Genomic DNA, 21,982 nt, shown 5'->3' on the forward strand with positions numbered 1-21,982 from the left:
ACACTCCACCCCAAAGACGCCCGCAGACACCCGCGCCGTCACCGGAAACACCCTCCGCCCCACCCGGGCCGAACGCACCCCTCACACACCCACACCCGGCACAGCACGTCATGCAGCATGTGCAAGGCTCATTCATCCATTCGTTTGCAGATGCTGCTCAAACTGGCCTACTGTCCCGCACATGCAGTCCTACAGCATCGGCCAAGCGGCGCGGCTGCTTGGCGTCAGTTCGGACACCGTGCGCCGGTGGGCGGATGCGGGGCGGGTCGAGACGCACCGCGACGAGTCCGGTCGACGGTTGATCGACGGGCGGGAGCTCGCGGCGTTCTCCGTGGAGTTGGCGCAGGGGGGCGAGGGGGACGGGGACGCGCCGTACACCTCGGCGCGCAATGCGTTCCCCGGCATCGTCACCGCCGTCAAGCTCGGCGACGTCGCGGCCCAGGTGGAGATCCAGGCCGGGCCGCACCGGCTGGTCTCACTCCTGACCCGGGAGGCCGTGGAGGAACTGGGCCTTGAGGTGGGCGTGCGCGCCACCGCGCGCGTGAAGTCGACCAACGTGCACATCGATCGCGTCTGACCCGGCCGACCGGGCTGGCGGCTCCGCGCCCGCCCCACCGCGCACCCCGTGCACGGCGCCCGCCCGCCCACGCCGCTCCCCCGCCAGGACCGTGAACAGGACCGTGAAGGAGCCCATCGTGTCCCTGACTCCGCTACGTCGCCGTGCCGCCGGCGCCGCGCTCTGCCTCGCCGCACTGCTCCCGCTGACGGCCTGCGGCTCCGACGACGACTCGACGGGCTCCGACGCCAAGACCCGACTGACGGTGCTGGCAGCGGCCTCGCTCACGGACGTCTTCGCCGACGTCGGCAAGGCGTACGAGAAGGACCACCCGGACGTACGGCTGCGGTTCTCCTTCGCCGGGTCGCAGGACCTGGCCGCGCAGGTACGGGCCGGCGCCCCGGCCGACGCGCTGGTCACCGCGGACCTGCCGACGATGCAGAAGCTGCGCGGGGACGTCGGCCAGTACGCGACGATCGCCAAGAACCGGCTGGTCATCGCGGTGGGCGAGGGCAACCCGCGGCACGTGCGGGGGCTTGATGACCTGGCGGACAAGGACCTCAAGGTCGTCCTCGCGGCCCCCGAAGTGCCGGTCGGCCGGTACAGCAGGGCCGTGCTCGACGGCGCGGACGTGCACGTCAAGCCGGTGTCGCAGGAGCCGAGCGTGCGCGCCGTACTGAGCAAGGTGAAGCTGGGCGAGGCCGATGCCGGCATCGTCTACGTCACCGACGCGACCACCGCCGAAGACCGGGTCGACACGGTCGCCATCCCGGATGACGAGAACGCCGTCGCCACCTATCCCGCGGCCCCGCTGAGCGCCTCCCGGCACGAGGAGCAGGCGCGGGCCTTCGTCCGGTGGCTGACCTCCCCGACGGCGCAGAAGATTCTGCGTACGGCCGGATTCCAACGCCCCTGACGTGGCGGCGAGGGAGCGGGAGGCGATGGAGGACAGCGCGGGCCCTGCGGGCGACGGGCGGCAGCGCGCGCCCGGGTGGCGGCTGCGCCGCTCGGCGTCGGGTGCTGCGCGCGGTGGGCGACTGCGGCGGCGCGGCACCCGGCCCGGCACCCCGCTGGCGCTGGCCGTGCCGGCGGCGCTGGCGGTCGCGCTGCTGCTGCTCCCGCTGATCGGCATGGTGGCCCGTACCTCCTGGTCCGAACTGGGCGGGCATCTGAGCAGCGGCCCGGTGCGGGAGGCGCTGTGGCTGTCGCTGACCGTTTCGTTCTGGTCGCTCGGCATCTCCGTGCTGCTGGGGGTGCCGCTGGCCTGGGTGCTGGCCCGGGGCGCGTTCGCCGGCAAGACGTTGGTGCGCTCGCTGGTGCTGCTGCCGATGGTGTTGCCGCCCACGGTCGGCGGTGTGGCGCTGCTGCTCAGCTTCGGCCGCCGGGGGCTGCTCGGTGGGGTGCTTGCGGACTGGTTCGGCCTCACTCTGCCGTTCTCGACCGCGGGCGCGGTGGTCGCGGCGACGTTCGTGGCCATGCCGTTCCTGGTCATCAGCTTGGAGGGCACGCTGACCGCCCTCGACCGGCGGTACGAGGAGACGGCGGCCTCGCTCGGGGCCGGGCCGTGGCGGGTGTTCCGTACCGTCACGCTCCCGCTGGTGGCGCCGGGACTGCTCGCTGGCGCCGCGCTGACCTGGGCTCGGGCGCTCGGCGAGTTCGGCGCCACGATCACCTTCGCGGGCAACCTGCCGGGCGTCACCCAGACCCTGCCGCTCCAGGTCTACCTGCTGCTCCAGGCCGATCCCGAGGCGGCAACCTCGGTGTCCCTGCTGCTGTTGGCCATCGCCATGGCGGTGCTGATCGCGCTGCGCGGCCGGTGGGCCGGCGGCGCGCGCCCGGCGGCGGGCAGCGGAGGCGGCTTGACGGACCCGGCTGACGCCGGCCAGGAACCTGGCCACGAGGTCGGCCAGAACGCGGATCAGAAGGCGGATCAGAACGCCGGTCAGGACTCCGGTCAGGACTCCGGTCGGGACGTGCGTCACGGCACCGGTCACGACGCAGGCATCGGTCAGGACGCCGTCCGGGGCGCCGGGGAGCGGCCGGCCGGGTCGGGTTGGCCGCTGCGGGCCCGCCTGTCGGGCTTCAACCAGATGGAGATCTCCGCCCCGCCCGGCACCACCATCGCCGTCGTCGGGCCCAACGGTGCCGGCAAGACCACCTTGCTACGCGCCCTGCTCGGGCTCACCACGCGCTCCCGGGCCGCCCTGTGGCTGGGCGGCGACGAGGTCAGCTCGCTGCCCACGCACCGCCGCAAAGTGGCCTGGGTGCCGCAGGACGGCGCGCTGTTCCCGCACCTGAGCGCGGTGCGGAACACGGCGTACGGGCTACGCGCGCGCGGCGTCGGCCCCCGGGAGGCGCACCGGCAGGCGCGGGAGTGGTTGGACCGGCTCGGCGTGGGCCGGCTCGCCCATCGGCGCCCCGACCAGCTCTCCGGCGGGCAGGCCCAACGCGTAGCACTCGCCCGGGCGTTGGCGGCAAAGCCGCGACTGCTACTGCTCGACGAGCCGCTTGCGGCGCTCGACCAGACCACGCGGGCCAGGGTCCGGCAGACCCTCCGCCAGCACCTGGCCGCCTTCGACGGCGTCTGTCTGCTCGTCACCCATGACCCGGTGGAGGCGGTGTCGCTCGCCGACCGGGTGCTGGTCCTGGAGGGCGGCCGGGTGGTGCAGTACGCGACGCCGGCCGAGGTGACCCGGCACCCGCGCTCGCCGTGGGTGGCCCGGATGCTCGGCCACAACGCCTGGCAGGGCACCGTCACCGCGGCCGGCGGCCTCGCCCTGCCGGGCCCCGGGCAACTGGTGGTCGCCGACCCACTGCCCGCCCCGGCCGCCGCCGACGCTCCCGCCACGGCACCGGACGGCGACGTACGCGACGCCCCCCACCCACCGAAGCCGCACGCCCCGTCGGACGAGGGGCACCAGCAACACCAGCCGCCCCAGCACGGGGCGCCCGACCCGGCCGCGGCCCTTGCCGTGTTCGGCCCCGAGGCGGTCTCGCTGCACCGGGAGCGGCCGAGCGGCAGCCCGCGCAACGTCTGGCCGGGCGTCGTCCGTGAGCTCACCGCCGTCGGCAGCCGGCTGCGGGTGGCGGTCGGTTCGGCCGAGGTGCCCGACCTGGTGGCCGAGATCACCCCGGCCGCCGCCGTCGAACTGGACCTCGCGGAGGGCACCCCCGTCTGGGCGAGCGTCAAGGCCACCGAGATCACCCTCGTGCCGCTGTGATCCGCGGCGCGGATGCGCACCGCGTCTACTGCGGGCATGTCTGCCGGCAGGCTGCGTACCGTGCTCGGCTCGGGCGGAGCGGGTACGAGAAGGAAGCCGTCACGCGTGGCACTTCGGACCGCTCACTGTCATCCGTTTGGCCCAACGAACCCCCGGCCCGAGGGCACGGCCGGGCCCGCAGGCCGGCCGCGTTGGCCTCCACGTCCCCCCTCGTTCGCCCGGGGGCGGACGCTGACCGGGTTGCCGTTGCGGTGCGCCGGGCGGGGTCAGGGCGGTGTGAGGGTGTCGAGCCGGGCGGTGAGGTCGGGGTGGGCGGCGGCCAGGTGCGGGCGGGCAGCGGTCAGGGGGGCGATGAGGTCGGCGGGGTCGTCGTGGGCGAGGGCCGCGTGGAGCTCGCTGATCGGGCGGCGGGCGGCGGGCGGAAGGTCGGTGAGTGCGGTGATCTGGCCGGCGAGGCGACGCAGGTCGGCCGCGTTGCGGCGGGCCCAAGCGGCGGTGCTGCGGTCGGCGGCCCGGGCCTGCCGGGTGGCCTGGACACGCTGCTCGCCGGTGGACCCGGCCGGGCCGGGACGGCCGCGCAGGTAGCGGCGTTCGGCGGCCTGGCGGCTGGCGACGCCGAGGGGGTGGGCGAGGTCAGCCCAACTGGCCCCCGCGTCGCGGGCCGTTTCGATCAGGCCGGTCTCCCATCCGGCGAGCCGCTCGCGCACCTGCCGCAGCAGCGACAGGGAGGCCAGGGCCTGTTCCGGGCCGGGGGCGGGGGCGTCCGGGGTCTTGTGCTGGGCCTCGCGCAAGGCGGCGTCAATGGCGTCAAGCGCCGCCGCGGCGGCGAGGAACGACGCCGGGCTGTGGGCATCGGTGCGGGACAGGGGCGGCTGGTCGGCCGGGGTCACGGACACCTCCCTCGGAATGTCATCAGTTTGACGACACCATGTTTGTCATCCATCGGATGACATGCTACAACAATCTCAGTGAGGCGCATTGGCAGTAACTGCCCGAACCTGCTGGAGGTGTTTTCACGATGTTGATGCGCACTGACCCCTTCCGTGACCTGGACCGGCTGGCACAGACGCTGATGGGCCCGGGTACCTGGTCGAAGCCGTCGGCGATGGCGATGGACGCCTACCGCGAGGGCGACGAGTACGTGGTGGCCTTCGACCTGCCCGGCGTCACCGCGGACGCGATCGACATCGACGTCGAGCGGAACATGCTCACCGTCAAGGCCGAGCGGCGGCCGGTGGCGAAGGCCGACGATGTGCAAATGGAGCTGTCCGAGCGGCCTCTGGGCGTCTTCTCCCGCCAGATCGTGCTCGCCGACACCCTCGACACCGAGCACATCCAGGCCGACTACGACGCGGGCGTGCTCACCCTGCGCATCCCGATCGCCGAGCGCGCCAAGCCCCGCAAGATCGCCGTCGGCGTCGGATCCGGACGCAAGGAGATCTCCGGCTGACACCGGCCGGACGGGTGCGGAGGGCACCCGATCTCCCCCTCACCCCGCCCTCCGCACCCCGTGGACAGTCCGAAGGACGAGAAGGGGGCGGCTGAGATGACACTGCGACGCGAGGCGTTCCTCGACCACGTGAAGGAACGCGGCGAGTACGACACTGTGGAAGAAGCCGAGCGCGCGGCTCGCGTGGTACTGGCCCTGCTCGGCGCGCACCTGGTCGGCGAAGTCCGCGCCCGGCTCGCGGCGCGCCTGCCGGAGGACTTCGCCCTGATCCTCCTCAACCCGCTCCAGAGCGCCGAACCGCTCTCGCCGGAGCGGTTCGTGCGGGCGACCGCAGCCTGGATCGAGGGCGCCACCGAGCAGACCGCGACCTGGGACGTCAGCGCCGTACTGTCCACGGTCGCCGACACAGCCAGCGACGACCTGCTGGGGCAGCTCCTGCTCCAGCTCCCCGCCGGCTACGACCTCCTCTTCGGTCGCCCCCAGCCCATCTGACCACTGACTCGGTGCCGCAACACCGGCACCGCCCCACCCTGGCTCCACGAAAGGCATGCACTGTAGTGATCACCGACGTGCGCGCACCGCTTGAGCACCAGCAGCCCTACGGGACGGCGTATGTGCAGATGCTGGAGAAGGTCCGCTACGAAGGCGCCTACCCCACCCGCGAGGAAGCCGACCGAGCCGTCCGCCTGGTGCTAGCAGGGCTGGGACGCCAGCTCACCGGCGACGAACGCGTCGACCTGGCCGCCCGGCTGCCCCTGGAGGCCGCACGCGTCCTGACCGCGCAGGTCCCCGACACGCAGCCGCTGACCGGTTGGGCCTTCGTCAAGGACCTCGCCGCCCGCACCGGCGCCTCCCTCGCCACGACCCGCTGGGACACCGGCTCCGTCTTCTCCGCCGTCGCCGCCTGTGCCGGCCCCGACCTCCTGACCCGCATCCTGCACCAGCTCCCCGCCGGGTACGCCCTGCTGTTCGGCCGCGCCGAACTCACCCCCGCCGCGTAACCGGGCGCCCGGCCCCCGAGGCGGCGACAGGGCCCCGCCCAGATCGCCTCCGGCCGGGCCCGGCTAGGCGGAAGTCCCCGGTCCACCGCGACCGGGGACTTCCGCCCTGCCGCTCACCGGGTCCCACCAGGGCGCAACCGTGCAGGACGATCGCCGCAGGGCGGTCCCTTGCCGGAGCAAGTTCGACAACGGGCCACCAGCCGCTTCCCCCCTGCCCCACCTCTGCCGCACCGGGCCGCGGCCTCCGTCTCGGGCCTCCGTCTCGCATCCCGAAACATCGCCGCCCCGGCGCCCGCCTCTGACATGATCAAGATCATGAAGATACTCGTGATCGGGGCGACCGGAACCATCGGCAGTGCCGTCGCCGACGCTCTGGAAGAGAGTTCCCACCAGGTGGTCAAGGCGTCCCGGCGCGGACCGGTGACAGTCGACGTGGACGTGCCGGCATCGCTCGACGCACTCTTCACCCAGGTCACTGAGGTGGACGCGGTGGTGTGCTGCGCCGCCAGCGGTCCGCTGATCGACCTGGCGACCGCCACCGACGCGGAGGTCCTCGCCAACGTGCAGGGCAAGTTGCTGGGCCAGGTCGCGGTGGTCCAGCGCGCCCTGCGGCACCTGCGCGACGGCGGCTCCATCACCCTGACCGGCGGCACCTTCACCGCGCCGCTGGCCGGTGCCTCGCTGGGCGCGCTGATCAACAGCGGCCTTGAGGGCTTCGTCCGCAACGCGGCCAGCGAGTTGCCGCGCGGCCTGCGCCTCAACGTCATCAGCCCCGGTTGGATCAGCGAGACCCTGGAGTCGATGGGCGCCGACGGGTCGACCGGCACCCCCGTGGCCGAGGTGGCCCGGGCGTACGTGGCGGCCGTGGAGGGCGATGCGCAGGGGCAGACCGTCCGCCCCTGACGCCCGCTACGGCCCGCGCGGCTGCGGCCGTGTCCCGCTGCCGGCCCCACCCGCGGGGCCGGCGTGGCTGCGGTGGCCGGCCGCCGTCCCCGGATGAGCGTGCACGGCCGGCCCCACCCGGTACGGTCGAGCCCGGTACGCCCCGGACCCGCCGTCAAGTCCGGGCCCGGGGCACCGTGACCGGCGGGGAGTCGTTCCACCGCCGGCGGGCGGTCGGGTGGTACGGAAAGGTGCACGACATGACGGACGACTGGCGTCGGGATCGGATCGGCAGTGCGCTGCGGGGCGAGAACCCCACCGTGCTGCACAGGATGACCGCGGGGTTCGCGGTCATCGGGGACGTGCAGTTCCTGCCGGGGTACTCGGTGCTGTTGGTGGACGACCCGGCGGTGCAGCGGCTTTCGGAGTTGCCGCGGGCGCGGCGGCTGGCGTTCCTGGCCGACATGGACGCGCTCGGCGAAGCGGTCGAGCGCGTCTGCAAGCGGAGCGACCCCGCCTTCCGCCGGGTCAACCTGGAAATACTCGGCAACACCGACCCGTATCTGCACGCCCATGTGTGGCCCAGGTACGACTGGGAGCCGGCCGACCTGGTGTCCCGGCCCGTCTGGCTCTACCCGCGCGAGCGGTGGAGCGCGGAGCGGGACGCGCTCGGCCCGCAGCACGACGCGCTGCGCGCGGCCATCACCGCGGAGCTCGCCTCCGCGACTTCCTGATGACTCGTCAAATATTTACGTAAGCAGCACTCTTGGCCGCCAGTCCGTCCCGAGCTGACTCAGTCGGGGTCCACCCGGATGCAACTGGTGTCGACCCTGTTCAGGGTCTGGCAGTCCGGGCACCGTACGGCGGTGAGGTTCTGGTAGCGCAGGCCGTCGAACCACTCGTGCGCGCACCGGCCGCAGGCGATCTGGGCGACGAAGTTGTCGCCCTGGCCGCGGGCCGCCCGCAGTACGCCCTGGAGGCCGGCGACCGCCATGACCGTGCCCCAGCAGCGGGCTCGCGACGGGTCGCACTGCCAGGGCCGCAGGCGCTCCAGGTACAGGCCGCCGGCGTCCCGCCCCCAGGTGCTGTCCGGGGTCCGTACCAGGTAGCACGAGCGGCGGTCCTCGATCGGGGGCAGGCCGAGCAGGTAGCGCTTGGCCTGTTCGGCGTCGTCGCCGTGGAAGACCAGTGAGCGCGCCTCGCCTTCGCCCGGCTCAAGCCCCGCCGCCGCGGCCCCGGCCCTGGCCGCCGCCTCCGCCCTGCGCGCCGAGGTCCACCGACGCCGACCGGCACCCCGCCGACGCCACGCAAGCCACCGCATGTGCACCCGCCCTAGCCCGTCACGGTCCGTCCGGGCGACCCTAGGCGGGCGCGGCTGGGAGGGGTCCAAGGTGGGTCGTGGCCCGTGCGGGACCGGTGGTCACCGGGTCGCGTGCGGTCGCTGTCGGCGGCGGGTTCGGCCCGTACCCGGCTCGGCGGTACGGCCCGGCGCGCGGCCGGGGCGGGGTGCCGGGGCCGGGTTCAGCAGGGTTGGCGCCAGGGGTCGAGGCCCAGCCGCTTGCGCATCGAGCTGAGGCCGAGCTTCTTGGTGGTGGGGCAGAACTTGGCCGTCGGCAGCGTGTACTCCACGTGGAAGACGGGCTTGTCCGCCTTGATGAACGGCGTCAGCTTGTCGCACTCGCCGAACTCGGCGCACTCCTCGTTGACCGCGAACTCGAAGTCGCCCACGAGCTCCGGGATCTGGTCGAGGTCGTTCTTGAGCCCGACGGCGAGGCCGCGGTCGTGGGCGAGCTTGGCCAGGCCGCGGTTGTAGGCGAGTTGGTGCTCGGCGGTGAGCGGGAAGCCGGTGCGGTTGCGGTAGCCGTCCATCAGGTCGGGCTCCACGCCGTCGAAGCCCTTCTGGCGACACATGTCCATCCGCTTGCCCATCAGCGGCAGCACCGTGTCGAGCTGGCGGATGTCGAGCCACAGCTCGCCCTCCCAGCCGTTGTTCTCGCCGCGTACCTCCTTGGGGAAGGCGTCGGCGTCGGGCCGCCAGTCCTCCCAGGAGCCGGCGTTGATGTAGCAGATGACCTTGCGGCCGTCGGCGTGCAGCCGGTCGACGACGGCCGCGGAGTTCTCGAAGCCGTCGATGTCGTAGACGGGGACGTCGATGCTGGTGTCGACGCGGCCGTCGAGTTGCCACTGCCAGGTCGTGCGGGCCCGCGGCTGCCAGTCGACGGCTGATCCGTCGGCGGGGCGCTGGGTCGTCGGCCCGGTGTGCGGGGGCTGCGACGGCCGCGCGTCGTCGTCCGCGTCATCGCTCGAACAGCCGGCCAGCACCAGCAGGGCCGCGGCGAGCAGCGCCGCGAGCGGGGTCCGTACCCTCACCCGTTCTCTCCCATGTCATCGCTTCCACCTGACGGCGGGTACCGCCACGGGTTGCTTCCCTCCCCCGGTACCGCGCAGTGCAGCGCGGCTCCAAGATCATACGCCGTACGGGCGACCCGGCCGCGCTGCCCTTCGGGCACTCCGTACACCAAGTGGCAGAACCTGCGCGACGGGTGGCGTGCCGTCCAGCCCGCCGCTCTGACCTGCTGGTAGGTCCGCCAGTGGCCCTCGAAGGTGACCAGTACGTCGGCGATGTCGGCGTATCCGGGGTGGGGGTGGGTGCCGGGGTTGAGCACGGCGGTGCGGGCGCCGAGCAGCCGGGCGCCGCGCACCAGGGCCCGGTAGCGGGGCAGGTGCGCGGCGTGGTCCGCGCTCTGGTCGTAGAAGACGCCGTCCACCCCGTACCAGCGGCGGTGGCGCCAGACGTCGGCCAGCACCGCACGCGGTGGCCGGCGGCCGTAGTCGGTGTCCACGTAGCCGAGCAGCCGCACGCCGGCGGCGCGCAGGGCGTGTGCCGTGGCGCGGAAGTGCGGATCGCGGTGCCGGCCGGGGCCGTCGGCCCGGTTGAGCACCACGGCGTAGAGCTGTCGTGCGCGCTCCCGGAGCGCCTGCCAGGCCAGCGGGTCCACCGTCGGGTGGACGTACAGCGGCACGAGCAGGCGCCCCGGGGGCGTGGGGGGTGGCTTCACCGCAGGGCGTCCACGGGCTGGCCGGTGGTCGCGGCCCACAGGTCGGTCAGCGACTGGTCGAAGGAGTAGCGCGGCTCCCACTCCAGGGCGGCGGTGGTGGCGCTGATGTCCGCCCAGGCACGCGAGGCCGCAGGTGAGCGCCCCGAGCCGGCCCCGCTCTCGTCGATCCGGCCGCGGAAGCCGGCGCGCTCGGCGAGCCCGCTGGCCACGGTCCGCACCGGCCGGGCGGTGCCGCTGCCGAGGTTGAGCACCGGCGGCAGCGGGCCGCTCGCGGTGGTCGCCCGGCCGATGGCCAGGGCCACGTCGCGGGCGTCGATGTAGTCGCGGTACGCGGAGAGCGCGCCGACCCGCACCACGCCCTCCGGCTCCGCGTCGTGCAGCAGCGCGGCCAACCGGCCGGGCAGGCTGCTGGCCGGGGAGCCGGGGCCGATCGGGTTGAAGACGCGCAGCACCACCGCGTCGAGCCCGGCGGAGGTGACGGTGAGGGTGCCGGCCAGCTTGGTGGCGCCGTAGACGCCGAACGGGCAGGTGGGACTGGATTCGGTGAGGGCCAGGCCGTCGCCCGAGGTGCCGTACTCGGCGGCGGAGCCGAGGTGGACGAGGCGGGCCTTCGGCGCGGCCTCGGTGAGCGCGGCGCACAGCACGGCGGGCCCGCGGGCGTTGGTGCCGGCCAGCGCGAGCGGGCCGCCGCCGACTGCGCCGGCGCAGTTGACCACCGCGTCCGGGCGCAGCGCCGCGAGCGTGTCGGCGAGTTGGTCGGGGGCGATGGTGGCGAGGTCGATGCGGGCGTCGGAGGTGGACGAGCGACCGCCGATGAACACCTGCGCGCCGGGCAGGGCGCGCAGGTGTCGGGCGGCGTGCTCGCCCAGGAAGCCGTTGGCGCCCAGGACGAGAATGCGCATCAGATCGGTCACGCTCCCTTGATGAGGACGCCGCGGCGGTCGGTGAACTCGGCGTTGGCCCGGTCGTAGTCGTCGGGCCGCCCGATGTCCAGCCAGTAGCCGTCGAAGTCGTACGCGCGCGGCGGGGTGTCGGCCTTCAGCAGGTCGAGGACGAGTTCGTCGAAGCCGAGCGGCAGGCCCGGGGTGTAGGCGTTGAGGGTGTCGCGGGAGACGCCGTAGACGCCCATGGAGACGCGGTAGTCCATGCGGGGCTTCTCGGTGAACCCCACCACCCGGTCGGATTCGGTGGTCAGCACGCCGAAGTCGATGTTGACCTGGCGGGCGTAGGTGGCGATGGTCAGCGGGGCGTCGCTGCTCTCGTGGGTGCGCAGGACGTCGCCGAAGTCCAGGTCGGTGAGGATGTCGCCGTTCATGACCAGGAAGTGGTCGGGCAGCCGGTCGAGCATGGTCAGCAGCGGGCCCATGGTGCCCAGCGGGCTGTCCTCGCTGCTGTATCCCACCCGCAACCCCCACTGGGAGCCGTTGCCGACGTAGGCGCGGATGATGTGCCCGAGGTGGCCGATGGCCAGCGTGCAACTGGTGAACCCGGCCGCGGCGAGTTGGCGGAGCACGATCTCTAAGATCGCGTGCCGGTCGCCGATGGGAACCAGTGGCTTGGGCAGGGCGGTGGTGTACGGGCGCAGTCGAACGCCCTTGCCGCCGGCCAGGATGACTGCGTGCATGATGGGTCCTCTCTGGGTGGGGTCCGCGGGGGTCGCGGACGGGGTGGGTTGCGGGGCCTGGCCGCCGGGCGGGCGCGGTGGGGAGTGCCCGCACCCGTGCGGTGTCGGCCCGGTGGCCGGGCTCCTACCGGCCCTGTGGTCAGACGTTGTAGAGGTCCGTCTTGTAGCGGGCCAGGTTGGCCGGGTCGCGGAAGAAGGCGATGGTGTGGCCGAGTCCGTCCTCCAGGGTGTGGGCGGGGGCCCAGCCGGTGGCGGCGCGCAGCCGGGAGGCGTCGCACACCAGCCGCATCACCTCGGAGTCGGCGGGCCTGATGCGCTGGGCGTCCTCCCGCACCTCCAGCGTGGTGTCCATCAACTTGCCGATGAGGGAGACCAGTTCACCGATCGAGATCTCGCCACCGGTGCCGGCGTTGAAGGTGCGGCCGACGACCTGTTCGGCGGGCGCGGTGCCGACCGCGAGGAAGGCGGCTGCGGTGTCCTTCACGTAGCTGAAGTCGCGGGTGGGGCGCAGGTCGCCGAGGGTGATGGTGTGTTCCCCGGCGGCGACCTGGCCGATCACGGTGGGGATCACGGCGCGCATCGACTGGCGGGGCCCGAAGGTGTTGAAGGGCCGCAGGGTGACCACCGGGGTGCCGAAGCTGGCGTGGTAGCTGTCGGCGAGCCGGTCGCCGCCGGCCTTGGACGCGGCGTAGGGCGACTGGGTGTTGATGGGGTGGTCCTCGGTGATCGGCACGGTCTGTGCGGTGCCGTACGTCTCGCTGGTCGAGGTGTGCACCAGGCGCGGGATCTCCAGGTGGCGCACGGCCTCCAGGACGTTGAGGGTGCCGGTGACGTTGGTCTCCACGTAGCTGTGCGGGGCGCGGTAGGAGTACGGGATCGCGATGAGGGCGGCCAGGTGGTAGACGGCCTCGGCGCCGGTGACCAGGCCGGTCACCGAACCGGGGTCGCGTACGTCACCGAGCACCACCTCGACCTGGTCGAGCACGTCGGCGGGCAGCGTCTCCAACCAGCCGAAAGAGGAGAAGGAGTTGTACTGGACCATCGCCCGCACCCGGTGGCCGGCCGCGACCAGCGTCTCGACCAGGTGTGATCCGATGAAGCCCTCGGCTCCGGTGACGGCGACCAACCCGCCGCCGGGCGGGGTCGCGGTGCGCGGCTGGGGCGTGGTGGCGGTCTCGGCCGGGGGCGTGGCGGGCGTGGGGCTCATGGTCGGGCTCCGATTCTCGTGAGTGCACGGTGCGGTTTCTCGTGGGTGCGTGGTGCGGTGGTGCGGGTGGTTCAGCGGTGCGCCGTGATGCGGCCGAGCAGTGCGGTGGCGGCGACCAGCAGCACACCGGCGGTACAGCAACAGGCGGCGAGTTGGACCGAGGTGGGCGTCCAGGCGTCCAGTGCCAGCGGTACGGTCTCCACGCCTGCGGCTGCCAGCGTGGCCAGGGCCGGTATCCAGGCGGTGCCGAATGCCTGGAGCAGCAGTCCGGTCCACATCACGGCGCCGAGTGCGACGACCGCCAACAGCCGTGGCGGGCTCAGGTGCGGCCCGTCGGGCCAGATGGCGGCCGTGGCGTAGACGAGGACGGCGAGCACCCCGAGGTAGCAGGCCATGCAGCGGGCCAGTACCCAGGCGGCGCGCAGCAGCATGCCGCCGGCGGTGGTGCTGTCGCTGAGCGCGGCGAGCGAGAGGCCGCGGCACCGGTAGAGCAGCCACTCGGCGAGGCCCATGCTGAGGGTGAGGGCGATGACGGAGGGGCCGGTGAGCGAGGCGCCCTCGCCGTACCGCAGGACGTCGCCGAGGACGGCGACCGAGGTGAGGATGGCGCAACCGAGCCCGAACAGGCCGTAGGGCACCGAGGCGAACAGCGGCGGTCCGCTGCTGTGCGCACCGTCGTCGTCGGCCGGTTCCTGCGCGCCCTTGTCGCCGGCCAGCGCCTGGTGGATGGTGTGCGCCGCGCAGCCGAGTGCGGCGAGCACGCTGACGGCCGGAAGGGCGGCGCGGGCCGCGGCCGGCAGGTCGATCCAGAGCAGGGCGAGGGCGCCGACGGCCATCGGCAACAGGCTGTGGAGCAGGGCCCGTTCCTTGCCGAGGACCAGCAGGGCGGTGGCGGCGGCGAGGTAGACGGACTGGCCGGCGGCGAAGACGGTGGCGCCGGTGGGGCCCGGCAGCAGGAGGGCGGCGGTGAAGGCGAGCAGGGCGCCCAGCGGGCCGCCGATGCGCAGGCACGCGGCGGCTGCCCCGTTGCCGCCGAGCGCGAGCCAGCGGTAGGCCCGGTGGGCGAGTGCCTGGTTCCACGCCCAGCCCACCAGCGCGGACGCGGCCAGCGGGCCGGTGCCCGCGGAGAGTCCGAACAGGCCGGTCGGCCCCTCAAGGAAGGGGGTGCTGAGGACGTAGCCGAGGCCGGGCAGGGTGAAGACGACGCCGCGCAGCAGGAACCGGCCGGGTGTGGCGTGCCAGGGGTCGGGCTTGGCCGGGGGTTCGGGGTAGCCGCGCGGGACGCGTTCGTAGAGTTCGGCGGCGAGTTCGAAGACGTTGCGGCGGCCGTAGCGCTCGGTGATCTGTTCCCCGGTCAGGCCGTCGGCTTCGAGGAAGGCGGCGATCTCGTCGGGGTGTACGGCGGCGGCGCACACGTCCGACAGGCGCTCTGCGAGGTCGTCGAGCGGGTCGTCGGCCCAGGACGGTGTGGGGCGCGCCGGGCGGCGCCGGCGGCCGGTGGTGGCCGGGCCGGTCGCGGTGCCGGTCGCGGGAGTGGCCCGGTCGGTGGGTGCGCCGGCCGACTCGTGGGCCGTGTCGGGTACGAGGCGTAACGGGCCGCTCATCCCGCACCTCCAGCGGCGATCGCCCGGGCCCAGGACGGGCGGGCCGCGCCGGGCGCGGGGCGGGCCTGTTCGGCAGGGCGGCGGCCGGAGAGGTCCTGGTAGATCTCGCGGAAGGTGCTGATGGTCTGGCGCAGCGTGAACTGTTCGATGACGCGCAGCCGGGCGCCCTCGCCCATCCGGGCGCGCAACGTGGGCTCGTTGAGCAGCCGCAGGGCGGCCTCGGCCATGCGTTCGGGGTCGCGGGGCGGCACCACGAGGCCGCATTCACCGACGGCCTCGCGCACGCCGCCCACGTCGGTGGAGACGGTGGCCCGCCCGCAGGACATGGCCTCGATCAGGGTGAAGGGGAAGCCTTCGCTGACGCTGGAGAGCATGACGACGTTGCCCGCCGCGTAGGCGTCCTTGATGTCCTCGACCCGTCCTTCGAAGGTGACGGCCTCGCCGATGCCGAGTTCGACGGCGAGCGCCTCGCAGCTCTCGCGGTACTTCTCGGCGCCGCGCGGGGTGCCGCCGAACAGCCGCAGCCGCGCGGTCGGCAGCTTGCCGCGGACCAGCGCGAAGGCCCGGATGAGGGTCTGGAGGTCCTTGATCGGGTCGACCCGGCCTGCCCAGCTCAGGGTGGGTGTCTCGGGTTCGGGCCCGGCGGGCGGGAAGGCGGCGGGGTCGACGCCGTTGTAGACGGTGCGTATGCGCTCGGGCGGGGTGCCGCCGTGCTCCTCCCAGCGGCGGTTGTACCGGTTGCCCGGGGTGACCAGGGCGGCGGTGCGGTAGCTCTCCATGGCGAGCAGCCGGAAGAACCCCAGCATGAGGGCCTTGACCGGCCAGCGGTACGGCTCGGCGCGGAAGCTCAGATAGCGCTCGCGCAGGTAGACGCCGTGTTCGGTGAGGAGGAAGGGCGTGCCGTGGACGTGGTGGGCGACCAGTCCTGGCAGTGCGGCCAGGCCCCCGCTGACGGCGTGGGTCACCCCGGTGTCGGCCGCGGCCCGGCCGGCGAGCGGGCGCAGGGCGTGCTCCAGGAGGTCGGTGGCGCTGAGCGCGTCGTGCAGGGTGGGGTGGGCCGCCGCGGTGCCGACGGTCGGCCTGGTCCACAGCTTGGCCAGCACGCGGGCGGCCCGTTCGGTGCGCAGCGCGGCCGACAGCAGGCCGCTGGGTGCGTGGTCGGCCAGGTGGTAGAGGGCGGCCGGGAAGCGGTCTTCGGCCTCCGGGTCGAGCAGTGCGGCGAGGAACTCCTCGTAGCCGGCGAGGAAGCGGCGCAGGGTCTTGCCGCGGGGTGGCGGGCAGTCCTGCGGGGTGCCCCACAGCGGCAGGTTGGTGATGCTGCGTACGTGGCCGGGCGGCTGCCAGGCGAGGGGTTCGCGACCGGTGCCGGTGACCGCCATGACGTGGAAGTCCACATCGGGCATGCCCTGTACCAACTGGTCGCACCACACGCTGACTCCGCCGTGGCTGTGCGGATAGGTGCCCTCGGTGAGGAGGGTCACCGAGGTGCCGTCCGGCGGTGCCCCGCCGCTGGTGGGCGCGGTGCGTGGTCCGTGCATGGCCGTTCTTACTCCCGAGGGGACGGTGCGTTGTCTTTCCCGACACGCCCGGCGGTCGCCGGCCGGTGGCCGGCCGCCGTGGGCGCGTCGTCGGGCCTGGCGGAGGCAGCCGTGTGGGGCGGGTCCCGGCGTGGCGCGGGGCCCGCCGAGTTGGTGTGGTCGTGCGGCGTGGCGGTGGCCGGCCCGGGCGGGCGTGCCGGCCGGGCCGGTGGCTCCTACGACTGCTCTCCTCTGGGGGACGGGCGCCGGCGACGGTGTGGGGCCGCGCCGTCCGGTCCCTGGTGCCCGCTGGCGCCGGCCGCCAGGTGGCCCGGGTGGCCGGCGTTGATCACAGGGTGTGCCGGGGTGTTGCGTCCCGGCCCGTGCCCGCAGCCCCGGACGTGCCGGGGCGCCGCACGGTGCGGTGGGCGTCCTCCCCGGGCGTGCCGCACCGGGCAGGTCGTACGGGGCGTGTCGGGGTGGTGCGGCATGGTGCGGGGTGTGCCGAGGTGTGACTGATGGGTACGGGCCCGGGCACGCCCGGGTGTCCTGCGGGTGCCTTCCGGGCCCGGGGCGGTCCCGGGTCTCTTTCAGGTCCGGGTGGGTCCCGGGCGTGTCGTACCGGCTGGCTGGCCGGCACTGGCCGGGGACCCGGTTCCGGGTCCGGGTTGGAGTCGGCATCGGCGTCAGGTCAGCGTCAGGTCGGTGGGTTGCGCGGGGCAGTGGGTTGCACGGGACGGTGGGTTGCACGGGACGGTGCGGCCCGGGTGACACCGCGTTGGGTGAGACCGGGTTGGGTCACTTTGGACTGGGTGGGCCGGTCCGGGTACCGGGTTGGTCGAACTGGGTTGGCCGGACCGGGCCGGCCGGCCCGTGGGCTGGAGTCGGGTGGCCCCCGGCCCGAACGGGTCGGGCGCGCACCCGTCAGGTCCGGGGTGGTGCGGGGCCCGGCACCAGCCGTACGGGCCGGGCCGTGTGCGGGCGCCGCCGCGCGCCCTGTGGTGCAGGGGCCTGTGGTACAGCGGTCCGTGGTGCAGGGGTCCGTGGTGCAGGGGTCCGTGGCCCACCGCCCGGCGGCGACCAGTGCGGCGGGCGCGCTCGTCGCCGGGGCCGGCCGGCGGGCCACCCGGCCGGGCCACCGGCGGGCTGCCGGGGCTCGACCGGGTCGGCCGGATCACCGGGCCGGCCCACCAGGCCGATGCGACCTGACCAGGTCGGCCGGATCGGCCGGGTCCGCCGGGACCGCGGGTCAGAACCTGGTGTCGCTCGGCCCGTACGGCACCGGGTGCTGCGCGCCCTCGGGGACCGGGAGCCGCTTGCTGGGGGTCGCCGGCTGGTCGGCCGGGTCCGGCTGCGTCGGGTCGGTGGGTGTCTCGGCGTCGCTCAGCACCAGCACCACCTGCTTCTCCCCGTCGTCGGCCGGGGCGGCCCAACCGGACCGCAGCCCCGCGTAGACCGAGCCGAACGGCACCTTCTCGTCGCCGAGTTGCTGCTGGCTGCCGCTCGGCAGGGTGGCGGTGACGTCGCTGCCCGCGGGCGTGGTGACGGTGATGGTGTTGCCGATCCGGTAGGCGCTGGCGCTGCCCGAGTTGAGCGCGTTCCGCCAGGCCGCACGCTTTTGCAACTCCGCCCCGATGTCCCGCATCTGAAGGTTGACCAGCGGGGTGTTGTCGCCGTAGAGGTCCGCGTAGTCGCTCAGGATGCGTTCGAGCGCCGGGTAGGCGATGCGGTCTTCGGCCAGGTTGGACTGGTGGATGAAGTGCGGGCGCGGGTCGTTGGAGGTGGCGTGCGCGAGCCCGATGCTGGCTTCGAGGGGCACGATGTAGGAGCCGTAGCCGGTCTCCGGGTCGAGCGCCGCGGGCAGGCAGGTGGTGTTGGGCGCGGTCTCACAGGTGCCGCTGCCGCCGTCGGACTTGCGCGCGTAGATCCAGTTGTACTCGTCGACCTGTTCGGCCGCGCGCCCCGCGTTGTAGAAGATGTTCATCGGGTAGCGGGGCACCGTCAGGGCGGGTCCCGCCACCCGCTGGTTCAGCTCGCGCGAGGTGTCGCTGGCGATCCAGCCGACATCGCTGTCGCGCAGCGCGGGCGCCAACTCCGGGTTGTCGTCCGGCTGTTGGGGCCGGTTGGCGAGCCCGGAGTGCTCACCGGTGACCAGTTCGCTGCGGTCCACGGTCAGCCCGTTGCGGCGGGCCCAGGAGAGGTTGTCCTCGATCTGGTCGGCGATGGTGGACTGGCTCGTCCACCGCACGTCACCGGACTCGTCGGTGGCGCACTTCCACGGCACCACGCTCACGTCCTGGACGCAGCCGAGGAAGAGGTGGTTGTAGGTGTGGTTGACCCAGCGGTAGGCGTGCTGGTCGGTGATGAGCTGGTCCGCCAGCGGGTCGTCGCCGCCGTTCTCCTCCTTGTACGCCTCGCTGCCACCGGCGTTGTACGCCATGTCGATGGTCAGGCCGCGCGATGCGGACCAGGTCCGCGCGTACTCCGCGTCCTCGGCGGTCATCCGGATCGGGTCGGGCTCCTTGCCCTCGCCGGCGTCCCCGCAGTCCACGTCGCCTGGGGTGCAGTTGAGTTCACTGTCCCAGCGGTCGTCGGCACCGAGCACGTCGTCCACGTGCACGGCGAAGTAGTTGCGGTCGGCGCCCAGGTGGATGCCCTGGGTCAGCCACTCCACGATGCCGCGGGCCAGCAGCCGGTACTGCTGCTGGTAGCGGTTGTAGACGAAGGTGACGACCAGTTCGCGGCGCCCGTCGTGGGCGTACTCGCCGACCAGCGAGCCGCGGGCGGTGCTGCCGTCGATCGGCGCGTCGACGTAGCTGGTGAACGTGGCGTCCCCGACCTGCTGGGCGAGCGGCACGGCCAGGAAGCCGTAGCTCTCGGTGACCTTCGGGTCGTTGTCCTCGAACGGCACCCGGCCGTCCAGGTACCCGAAGGGCCCGCTCTTGCCCGCGGCGGTGACCTGCGCGGAACGTCCGTCCAGCGGGCCGATGTAGCCGGGGTCCTGCGCGAAGTTGAGCCCGACCTCGGGACGGGCGTAGGTGTAGGCATCCACCTGCCGGATGCCGAACCGTTTCTCGTACGCGGTGATGGCGGCCATTTCCGTGGAGCCCGCCCCGAAGGGGTTGTCGTTGGGCAGCACGACGGCCTGGAACTTGGCGCGCGGCCGGCCGTCCACCGTGTCGCTGAGGAAGGCAGCGTCGATGCGGGCCCTGCCCCCGTCGCTCAGCGCGACGGTGGTGCGCGGGGTGCCCGCACTGTCGAGTTCGGCCGCGATCGCGGCGGTGGCCGGCCCGCCGTCGTCGACGACCAGGACCCGCAGGTCGATCCTGGGTGTCACGGCGGCGCCGGAACTGCTCGCCGGCAGGCCGACGGCGAATAGGGCGGCCGTTGCACAGGCAACGGTCAGCCGGGTCACATGACCCATGAAGGCATCCCCCCAGGGATGGCCGGCGTCGCGGGACACCGGCCTGTCAGCAGTCGCGCACCACGGCGTGCCGGGGCACGCCGAAGCGGCGCGAGTCGTGGATAGCGGATGCGGTACCGGTGCGACCAGGGCTCCCCTTCCCCGAACACACGTCACCGCAGTACACCGTGGGCAACGGTCGTGAGCACGTCACGAGTCGAGCGGAGGCCCCGCCTCCCTCGACCGCCCACCACATAGTGCGCCATGTCCGTTGCACCGCGTGGGCGTACGGAGGGGTAGCGTTCCGGAATTCGTCAGTCCTTGCTCTCCCATGACCGGCGCGACGCGCCGACGAATATGCCGCTCCGTGCCCGCACGATGCCCCACGGTCACCAAGCCTCCCCGTGATGACCTGCGGTGCCAGTGGTCAAGACCAACATGCGCCGGAGTGTGTGATGGTCATCATCCGCGCCCGCATACCGAACGGGTGAGACAGCAAGTCGGCCGAATGGCGCCTGTCGTGAATGCACACTTTGCGGGGTTAGTTGATGCGTCGACCAATTAGACTCCCGCGCCTGGGGTGGGCGTTCGTCCCGCGCGGCAGCGACGGGGAGAGCCCGTACGGCCCGTCGCACGGACCTGATGGCGCCCACCGCACTCGGCCACGCCACGGCCCGGCCGTAAAGATCACGCCACGAAGATCGCCTCGTCGCAGCGGCGCCGGGCGCGCCGTGCCGGGCCCGGGATGCTCGACACGCGCGGCCGGCCACCCGCACGACCTCCGCGCCGGCCGGTACGGCTGCCGCCCCGGGCCGTGCCCCGGGCCCCGCTGCCCCGCGACGCCACGTTCGGCGCAAGAGGGCGGTAGCCGACCGGGACAGCGGGAAGCGGTGAGGGCATGGACCAGAGCGAAGCACCGATCCTCCAGGCCCTCGCCGAGTACCAGGAGAAGGGACGGCTGTCCTTCACTCCACCGGGCCACAAGCAGGCCAGAGGCGCCGACCCGCGGGTGCGGGCCGTGCTGGGCGACGCCGTGTTCGGCTCGGACGTGCTGGCCGTCGGCGGCCTCGACGACCACCAGGAATCCCGCCGGGTGGTACGGCACGCCGAAGAGCTGATGGCGGAGGCGGTACGGGCCAAGGCCACCTTCTTCTCCACCTGCGGCAGTTCGCTCTCGGTCAAGGCGGCCATGCTCTCGGTCGCCGGACCGGGGGAGAAACTGCTGGTCGGGCGGGACGCACACAAGTCCGTGGTGTCGGGCCTGATCCTGTCCGGGGTCCGGCCGGTGTGGGTGGAACCGCAGTGGGACCCGGACCGCCGACTGGCCCACCCGCCGGCACCGCAGACCTTCGCGGCGGCGTTCGCCGAGCATCCCGACGCCCGGGGCGCGCTGGTGACCAGCCCCACCCCGTACGGGGCCTGTGCCGACCTCGCGGCCATCGCCGACGTGTGCCACCGCCGCGGCCGGCCGCTGATCGTGGACGAGGCGTGGGGCGCGCACCTGCCCTTCCACCCCGACCTGCCGTCGTGGGCCATGGACGCCGGCGCCGACGTCTGCGTGACCAGCATCCACAAGATGGGCAGCGGCCTGGAGCAGGGCTCGGTCTTCCACCTCGGCGGCGACCTCATCGACGCCGCCGTGCTGGCCTCGCGGGCCGATCTGCTCGGCACCACCAGCCCCTCCGTCCCCCTCTACGCCGGACTCGACGGGTGGCGCCGACAGATGGTGCAGCACGGCGAGCGTCTCCTCGGGGACGCACTGGGCCTCGCACACCGGGTGCGGGCGGAGATCGAGGAGTTGCCGGGCCTGCACGTCAACGACCGTGCCGACTTCGTCGGGCCGGGCAGGGCGGCCGATCTGGACCCGTTGCCCGTGGTCATCGACCTGGCGGGGACCGGGACCACCGGGTACCGGGCGGCCCAGTGGCTGCGCGCCCAGCACCAGGTGGACGTCCACCTCGTCGACCACCGGCGGATCAGCACCCAGCTCACCCACGCCGACTCCGCGGCGACGGTCGAGCCGCTACTCGCAGCGCTCCGCGCGTTGAGCGAGCGCGCCGCCGAACTGCGGGACGCCCCCCGAGTGGCCGTGCCCACCGCGGACGAACTCCGTCTCGAACAGGCGTGCCTGCCGCGGGACGCGTACTTCGGCACCACGGAGGACGTGCCGTTGGACGCAGCCGTGGGGCGAATCGCTGCCGAGATGCTCACGCCCTACCCGCCGGGGGTACCGGCCGCGCTGCCGGGTGAGCGGCTCACCGAGCCGCTGGTGCGCTACCTGCGCACCGGGGTGGCCGCGGGCATGCGCGTCCCCGACGCGGCCGACGAGCGGTTGCGTACGCTGCGGGTCCTGGTGCGGCCGGCCGGGGCGGACTAACCGCCGGCGGTACGGGCGGGCCGGGCGGACCACACGGCCACCGGGCACCACCGGCCCGGCACCGGGCCCGCCCGCGCCGCG

The 21,982-nt window shown here is 73.6% G+C and carries 19 protein-coding genes; 9 read left to right on the top strand and 10 right to left on the bottom strand.

Annotation, left to right across the window (positions count from 1 at the left end; translation table 11 throughout):
- The first annotated feature begins 181 nt into the window (after positions 1 to 181).
- From ACMA1D_RS20715 to ACMA1D_RS20725, 3 genes are all read left to right on the top strand, one after another.
- Positions 182 to 577 carry a TOBE domain-containing protein gene (locus tag ACMA1D_RS20715; RefSeq protein ID WP_414725501.1) on the top strand — a complete coding sequence of 132 codons (396 nt, stop codon included), beginning with the start codon at positions 182 to 184 and terminating at the stop codon, positions 575 to 577.
- Positions 578 to 695: 118 nt separating this feature from the next.
- On the top strand, positions 696 to 1,472 hold the full coding sequence (gene modA, locus ACMA1D_RS20720; RefSeq protein WP_414725502.1) for a molybdate ABC transporter substrate-binding protein: 777 nt from the start codon (positions 696 to 698) through the stop codon (positions 1,470 to 1,472).
- Positions 1,473 to 1,593: 121 nt separating this feature from the next.
- Complete coding sequence (locus ACMA1D_RS20725) at positions 1,594 to 3,777, top strand: ABC transporter permease (RefSeq protein WP_414725532.1); 2,184 nt, start codon at positions 1,594 to 1,596, stop codon at positions 3,775 to 3,777.
- 266 nt (positions 3,778 to 4,043) lie between these two features.
- Here ACMA1D_RS20725 and ACMA1D_RS20730 read toward each other — a convergent pair whose 3' ends face one another.
- Positions 4,044 to 4,667 carry a type III effector protein gene (locus tag ACMA1D_RS20730; protein WP_414725503.1) on the bottom strand — a complete coding sequence of 208 codons (624 nt, stop codon included), beginning with the start codon at positions 4,665 to 4,667 and terminating at the stop codon, positions 4,044 to 4,046.
- 128 nt (positions 4,668 to 4,795) lie between these two features.
- Here ACMA1D_RS20730 and ACMA1D_RS20735 point away from each other — a divergent pair, with 128 nt between their 5' ends.
- The 5 genes from ACMA1D_RS20735 to ACMA1D_RS20755 all read left to right on the top strand — a co-directional run bounded on the left by ACMA1D_RS20735 (position 4,796) and on the right by ACMA1D_RS20755 (position 7,844).
- Complete coding sequence (locus ACMA1D_RS20735) at positions 4,796 to 5,227, top strand: Hsp20/alpha crystallin family protein (protein WP_414725504.1); 432 nt, start codon at positions 4,796 to 4,798, stop codon at positions 5,225 to 5,227.
- Between the two features lie 96 nt (positions 5,228 to 5,323).
- Positions 5,324 to 5,719, top strand: a complete 396-nt coding sequence (locus tag ACMA1D_RS20740; RefSeq protein ID WP_414725505.1) for a DUF2267 domain-containing protein — start codon at positions 5,324 to 5,326, stop codon at positions 5,717 to 5,719.
- 65 nt (positions 5,720 to 5,784) lie between these two features.
- Positions 5,785 to 6,228 carry a DUF2267 domain-containing protein gene (locus ACMA1D_RS20745; RefSeq protein ID WP_414725506.1) on the top strand — a complete coding sequence of 148 codons (444 nt, stop codon included), beginning with the start codon at positions 5,785 to 5,787 and terminating at the stop codon, positions 6,226 to 6,228.
- A gap of 315 nt (positions 6,229 to 6,543) precedes the next feature.
- Positions 6,544 to 7,131, top strand: coding sequence for a short chain dehydrogenase (locus ACMA1D_RS20750; RefSeq protein WP_414725507.1), 588 nt, complete (start codon positions 6,544 to 6,546; stop codon positions 7,129 to 7,131).
- Between the two features lie 239 nt (positions 7,132 to 7,370).
- Positions 7,371 to 7,844, top strand: coding sequence for an HIT family protein (locus tag ACMA1D_RS20755; RefSeq protein WP_414725508.1), 474 nt, complete (start codon positions 7,371 to 7,373; stop codon positions 7,842 to 7,844).
- Positions 7,845 to 7,903: 59 nt separating this feature from the next.
- Here the strand turns inward: ACMA1D_RS20755 and ACMA1D_RS20760 are convergent, their stop codons facing one another.
- From ACMA1D_RS20760 to ACMA1D_RS20800, 9 genes are all read right to left on the bottom strand, one after another.
- Positions 7,904 to 8,431 (bottom strand): hypothetical protein, encoded by a 528-nt coding sequence (locus ACMA1D_RS20760; protein WP_414725509.1) that lies wholly within the window; start codon positions 8,429 to 8,431, stop codon positions 7,904 to 7,906.
- A 200-nt stretch (positions 8,432 to 8,631) separates the two neighbouring features.
- Positions 8,632 to 9,480, bottom strand: a complete 849-nt coding sequence (locus tag ACMA1D_RS20765; RefSeq protein ID WP_414725510.1) for an endo alpha-1,4 polygalactosaminidase — start codon at positions 9,478 to 9,480, stop codon at positions 8,632 to 8,634.
- The gene (locus ACMA1D_RS20770) at positions 9,477 to 10,169 is read right to left on the bottom strand and encodes a spherulation-specific family 4 protein (protein ID WP_414725511.1); all 693 of its coding nucleotides are present in this window, start codon (positions 10,167 to 10,169) and stop codon (positions 9,477 to 9,479) included. Before ACMA1D_RS20770 ends, ACMA1D_RS20765 begins: the two co-directional genes overlap by 4 nt.
- Entirely contained in the window at positions 10,166 to 11,071 is a 906-nt protein-coding gene (locus ACMA1D_RS20775) for an NAD-dependent epimerase/dehydratase family protein (protein ID WP_414725533.1), read from the bottom strand. The genes ACMA1D_RS20770 and ACMA1D_RS20775 overlap by 4 nt, the downstream gene beginning before the upstream one ends.
- Positions 11,072 to 11,079: 8 nt before the next feature.
- Positions 11,080 to 11,793 carry a nucleotidyltransferase family protein gene (locus tag ACMA1D_RS20780; RefSeq protein ID WP_414725512.1) on the bottom strand — a complete coding sequence of 238 codons (714 nt, stop codon included), beginning with the start codon at positions 11,791 to 11,793 and terminating at the stop codon, positions 11,080 to 11,082.
- 139 nt (positions 11,794 to 11,932) lie between these two features.
- Entirely contained in the window at positions 11,933 to 13,000 is a 1,068-nt protein-coding gene (locus tag ACMA1D_RS20785; RefSeq protein ID WP_414725513.1) for an SDR family NAD(P)-dependent oxidoreductase, read from the bottom strand.
- 71 nt (positions 13,001 to 13,071) lie between these two features.
- Positions 13,072 to 14,604 carry a hypothetical protein gene (locus tag ACMA1D_RS20790; protein ID WP_414725514.1) on the bottom strand — a complete coding sequence of 511 codons (1,533 nt, stop codon included), beginning with the start codon at positions 14,602 to 14,604 and terminating at the stop codon, positions 13,072 to 13,074.
- Positions 14,601 to 16,142 carry a GT4 family glycosyltransferase PelF gene (gene pelF, locus ACMA1D_RS20795; RefSeq protein WP_414725515.1) on the bottom strand — a complete coding sequence of 514 codons (1,542 nt, stop codon included), beginning with the start codon at positions 16,140 to 16,142 and terminating at the stop codon, positions 14,601 to 14,603. Before pelF ends, ACMA1D_RS20790 begins: the two co-directional genes overlap by 4 nt.
- A 1,228-nt stretch (positions 16,143 to 17,370) precedes the next feature.
- Positions 17,371 to 19,545, bottom strand: coding sequence for a hypothetical protein (locus ACMA1D_RS20800; protein ID WP_414725516.1), 2,175 nt, complete (start codon positions 19,543 to 19,545; stop codon positions 17,371 to 17,373).
- An 877-nt stretch (positions 19,546 to 20,422) separates the two neighbouring features.
- On the opposite strand from ACMA1D_RS20800, the gene ACMA1D_RS20805 reads away from it, so the two are divergent.
- Complete coding sequence (locus ACMA1D_RS20805; RefSeq protein ID WP_414725517.1) at positions 20,423 to 21,901, top strand: aminotransferase class I/II-fold pyridoxal phosphate-dependent enzyme; 1,479 nt, start codon at positions 20,423 to 20,425, stop codon at positions 21,899 to 21,901.
- The last annotated feature ends 81 nt before the right edge of the window (positions 21,902 to 21,982 follow it).

This window comes from Streptomyces sp. 796.1 (assembly GCF_047525675.1).
Classification (GTDB): Bacteria; Actinomycetota; Actinomycetes; order Streptomycetales; family Streptomycetaceae; genus Streptomyces.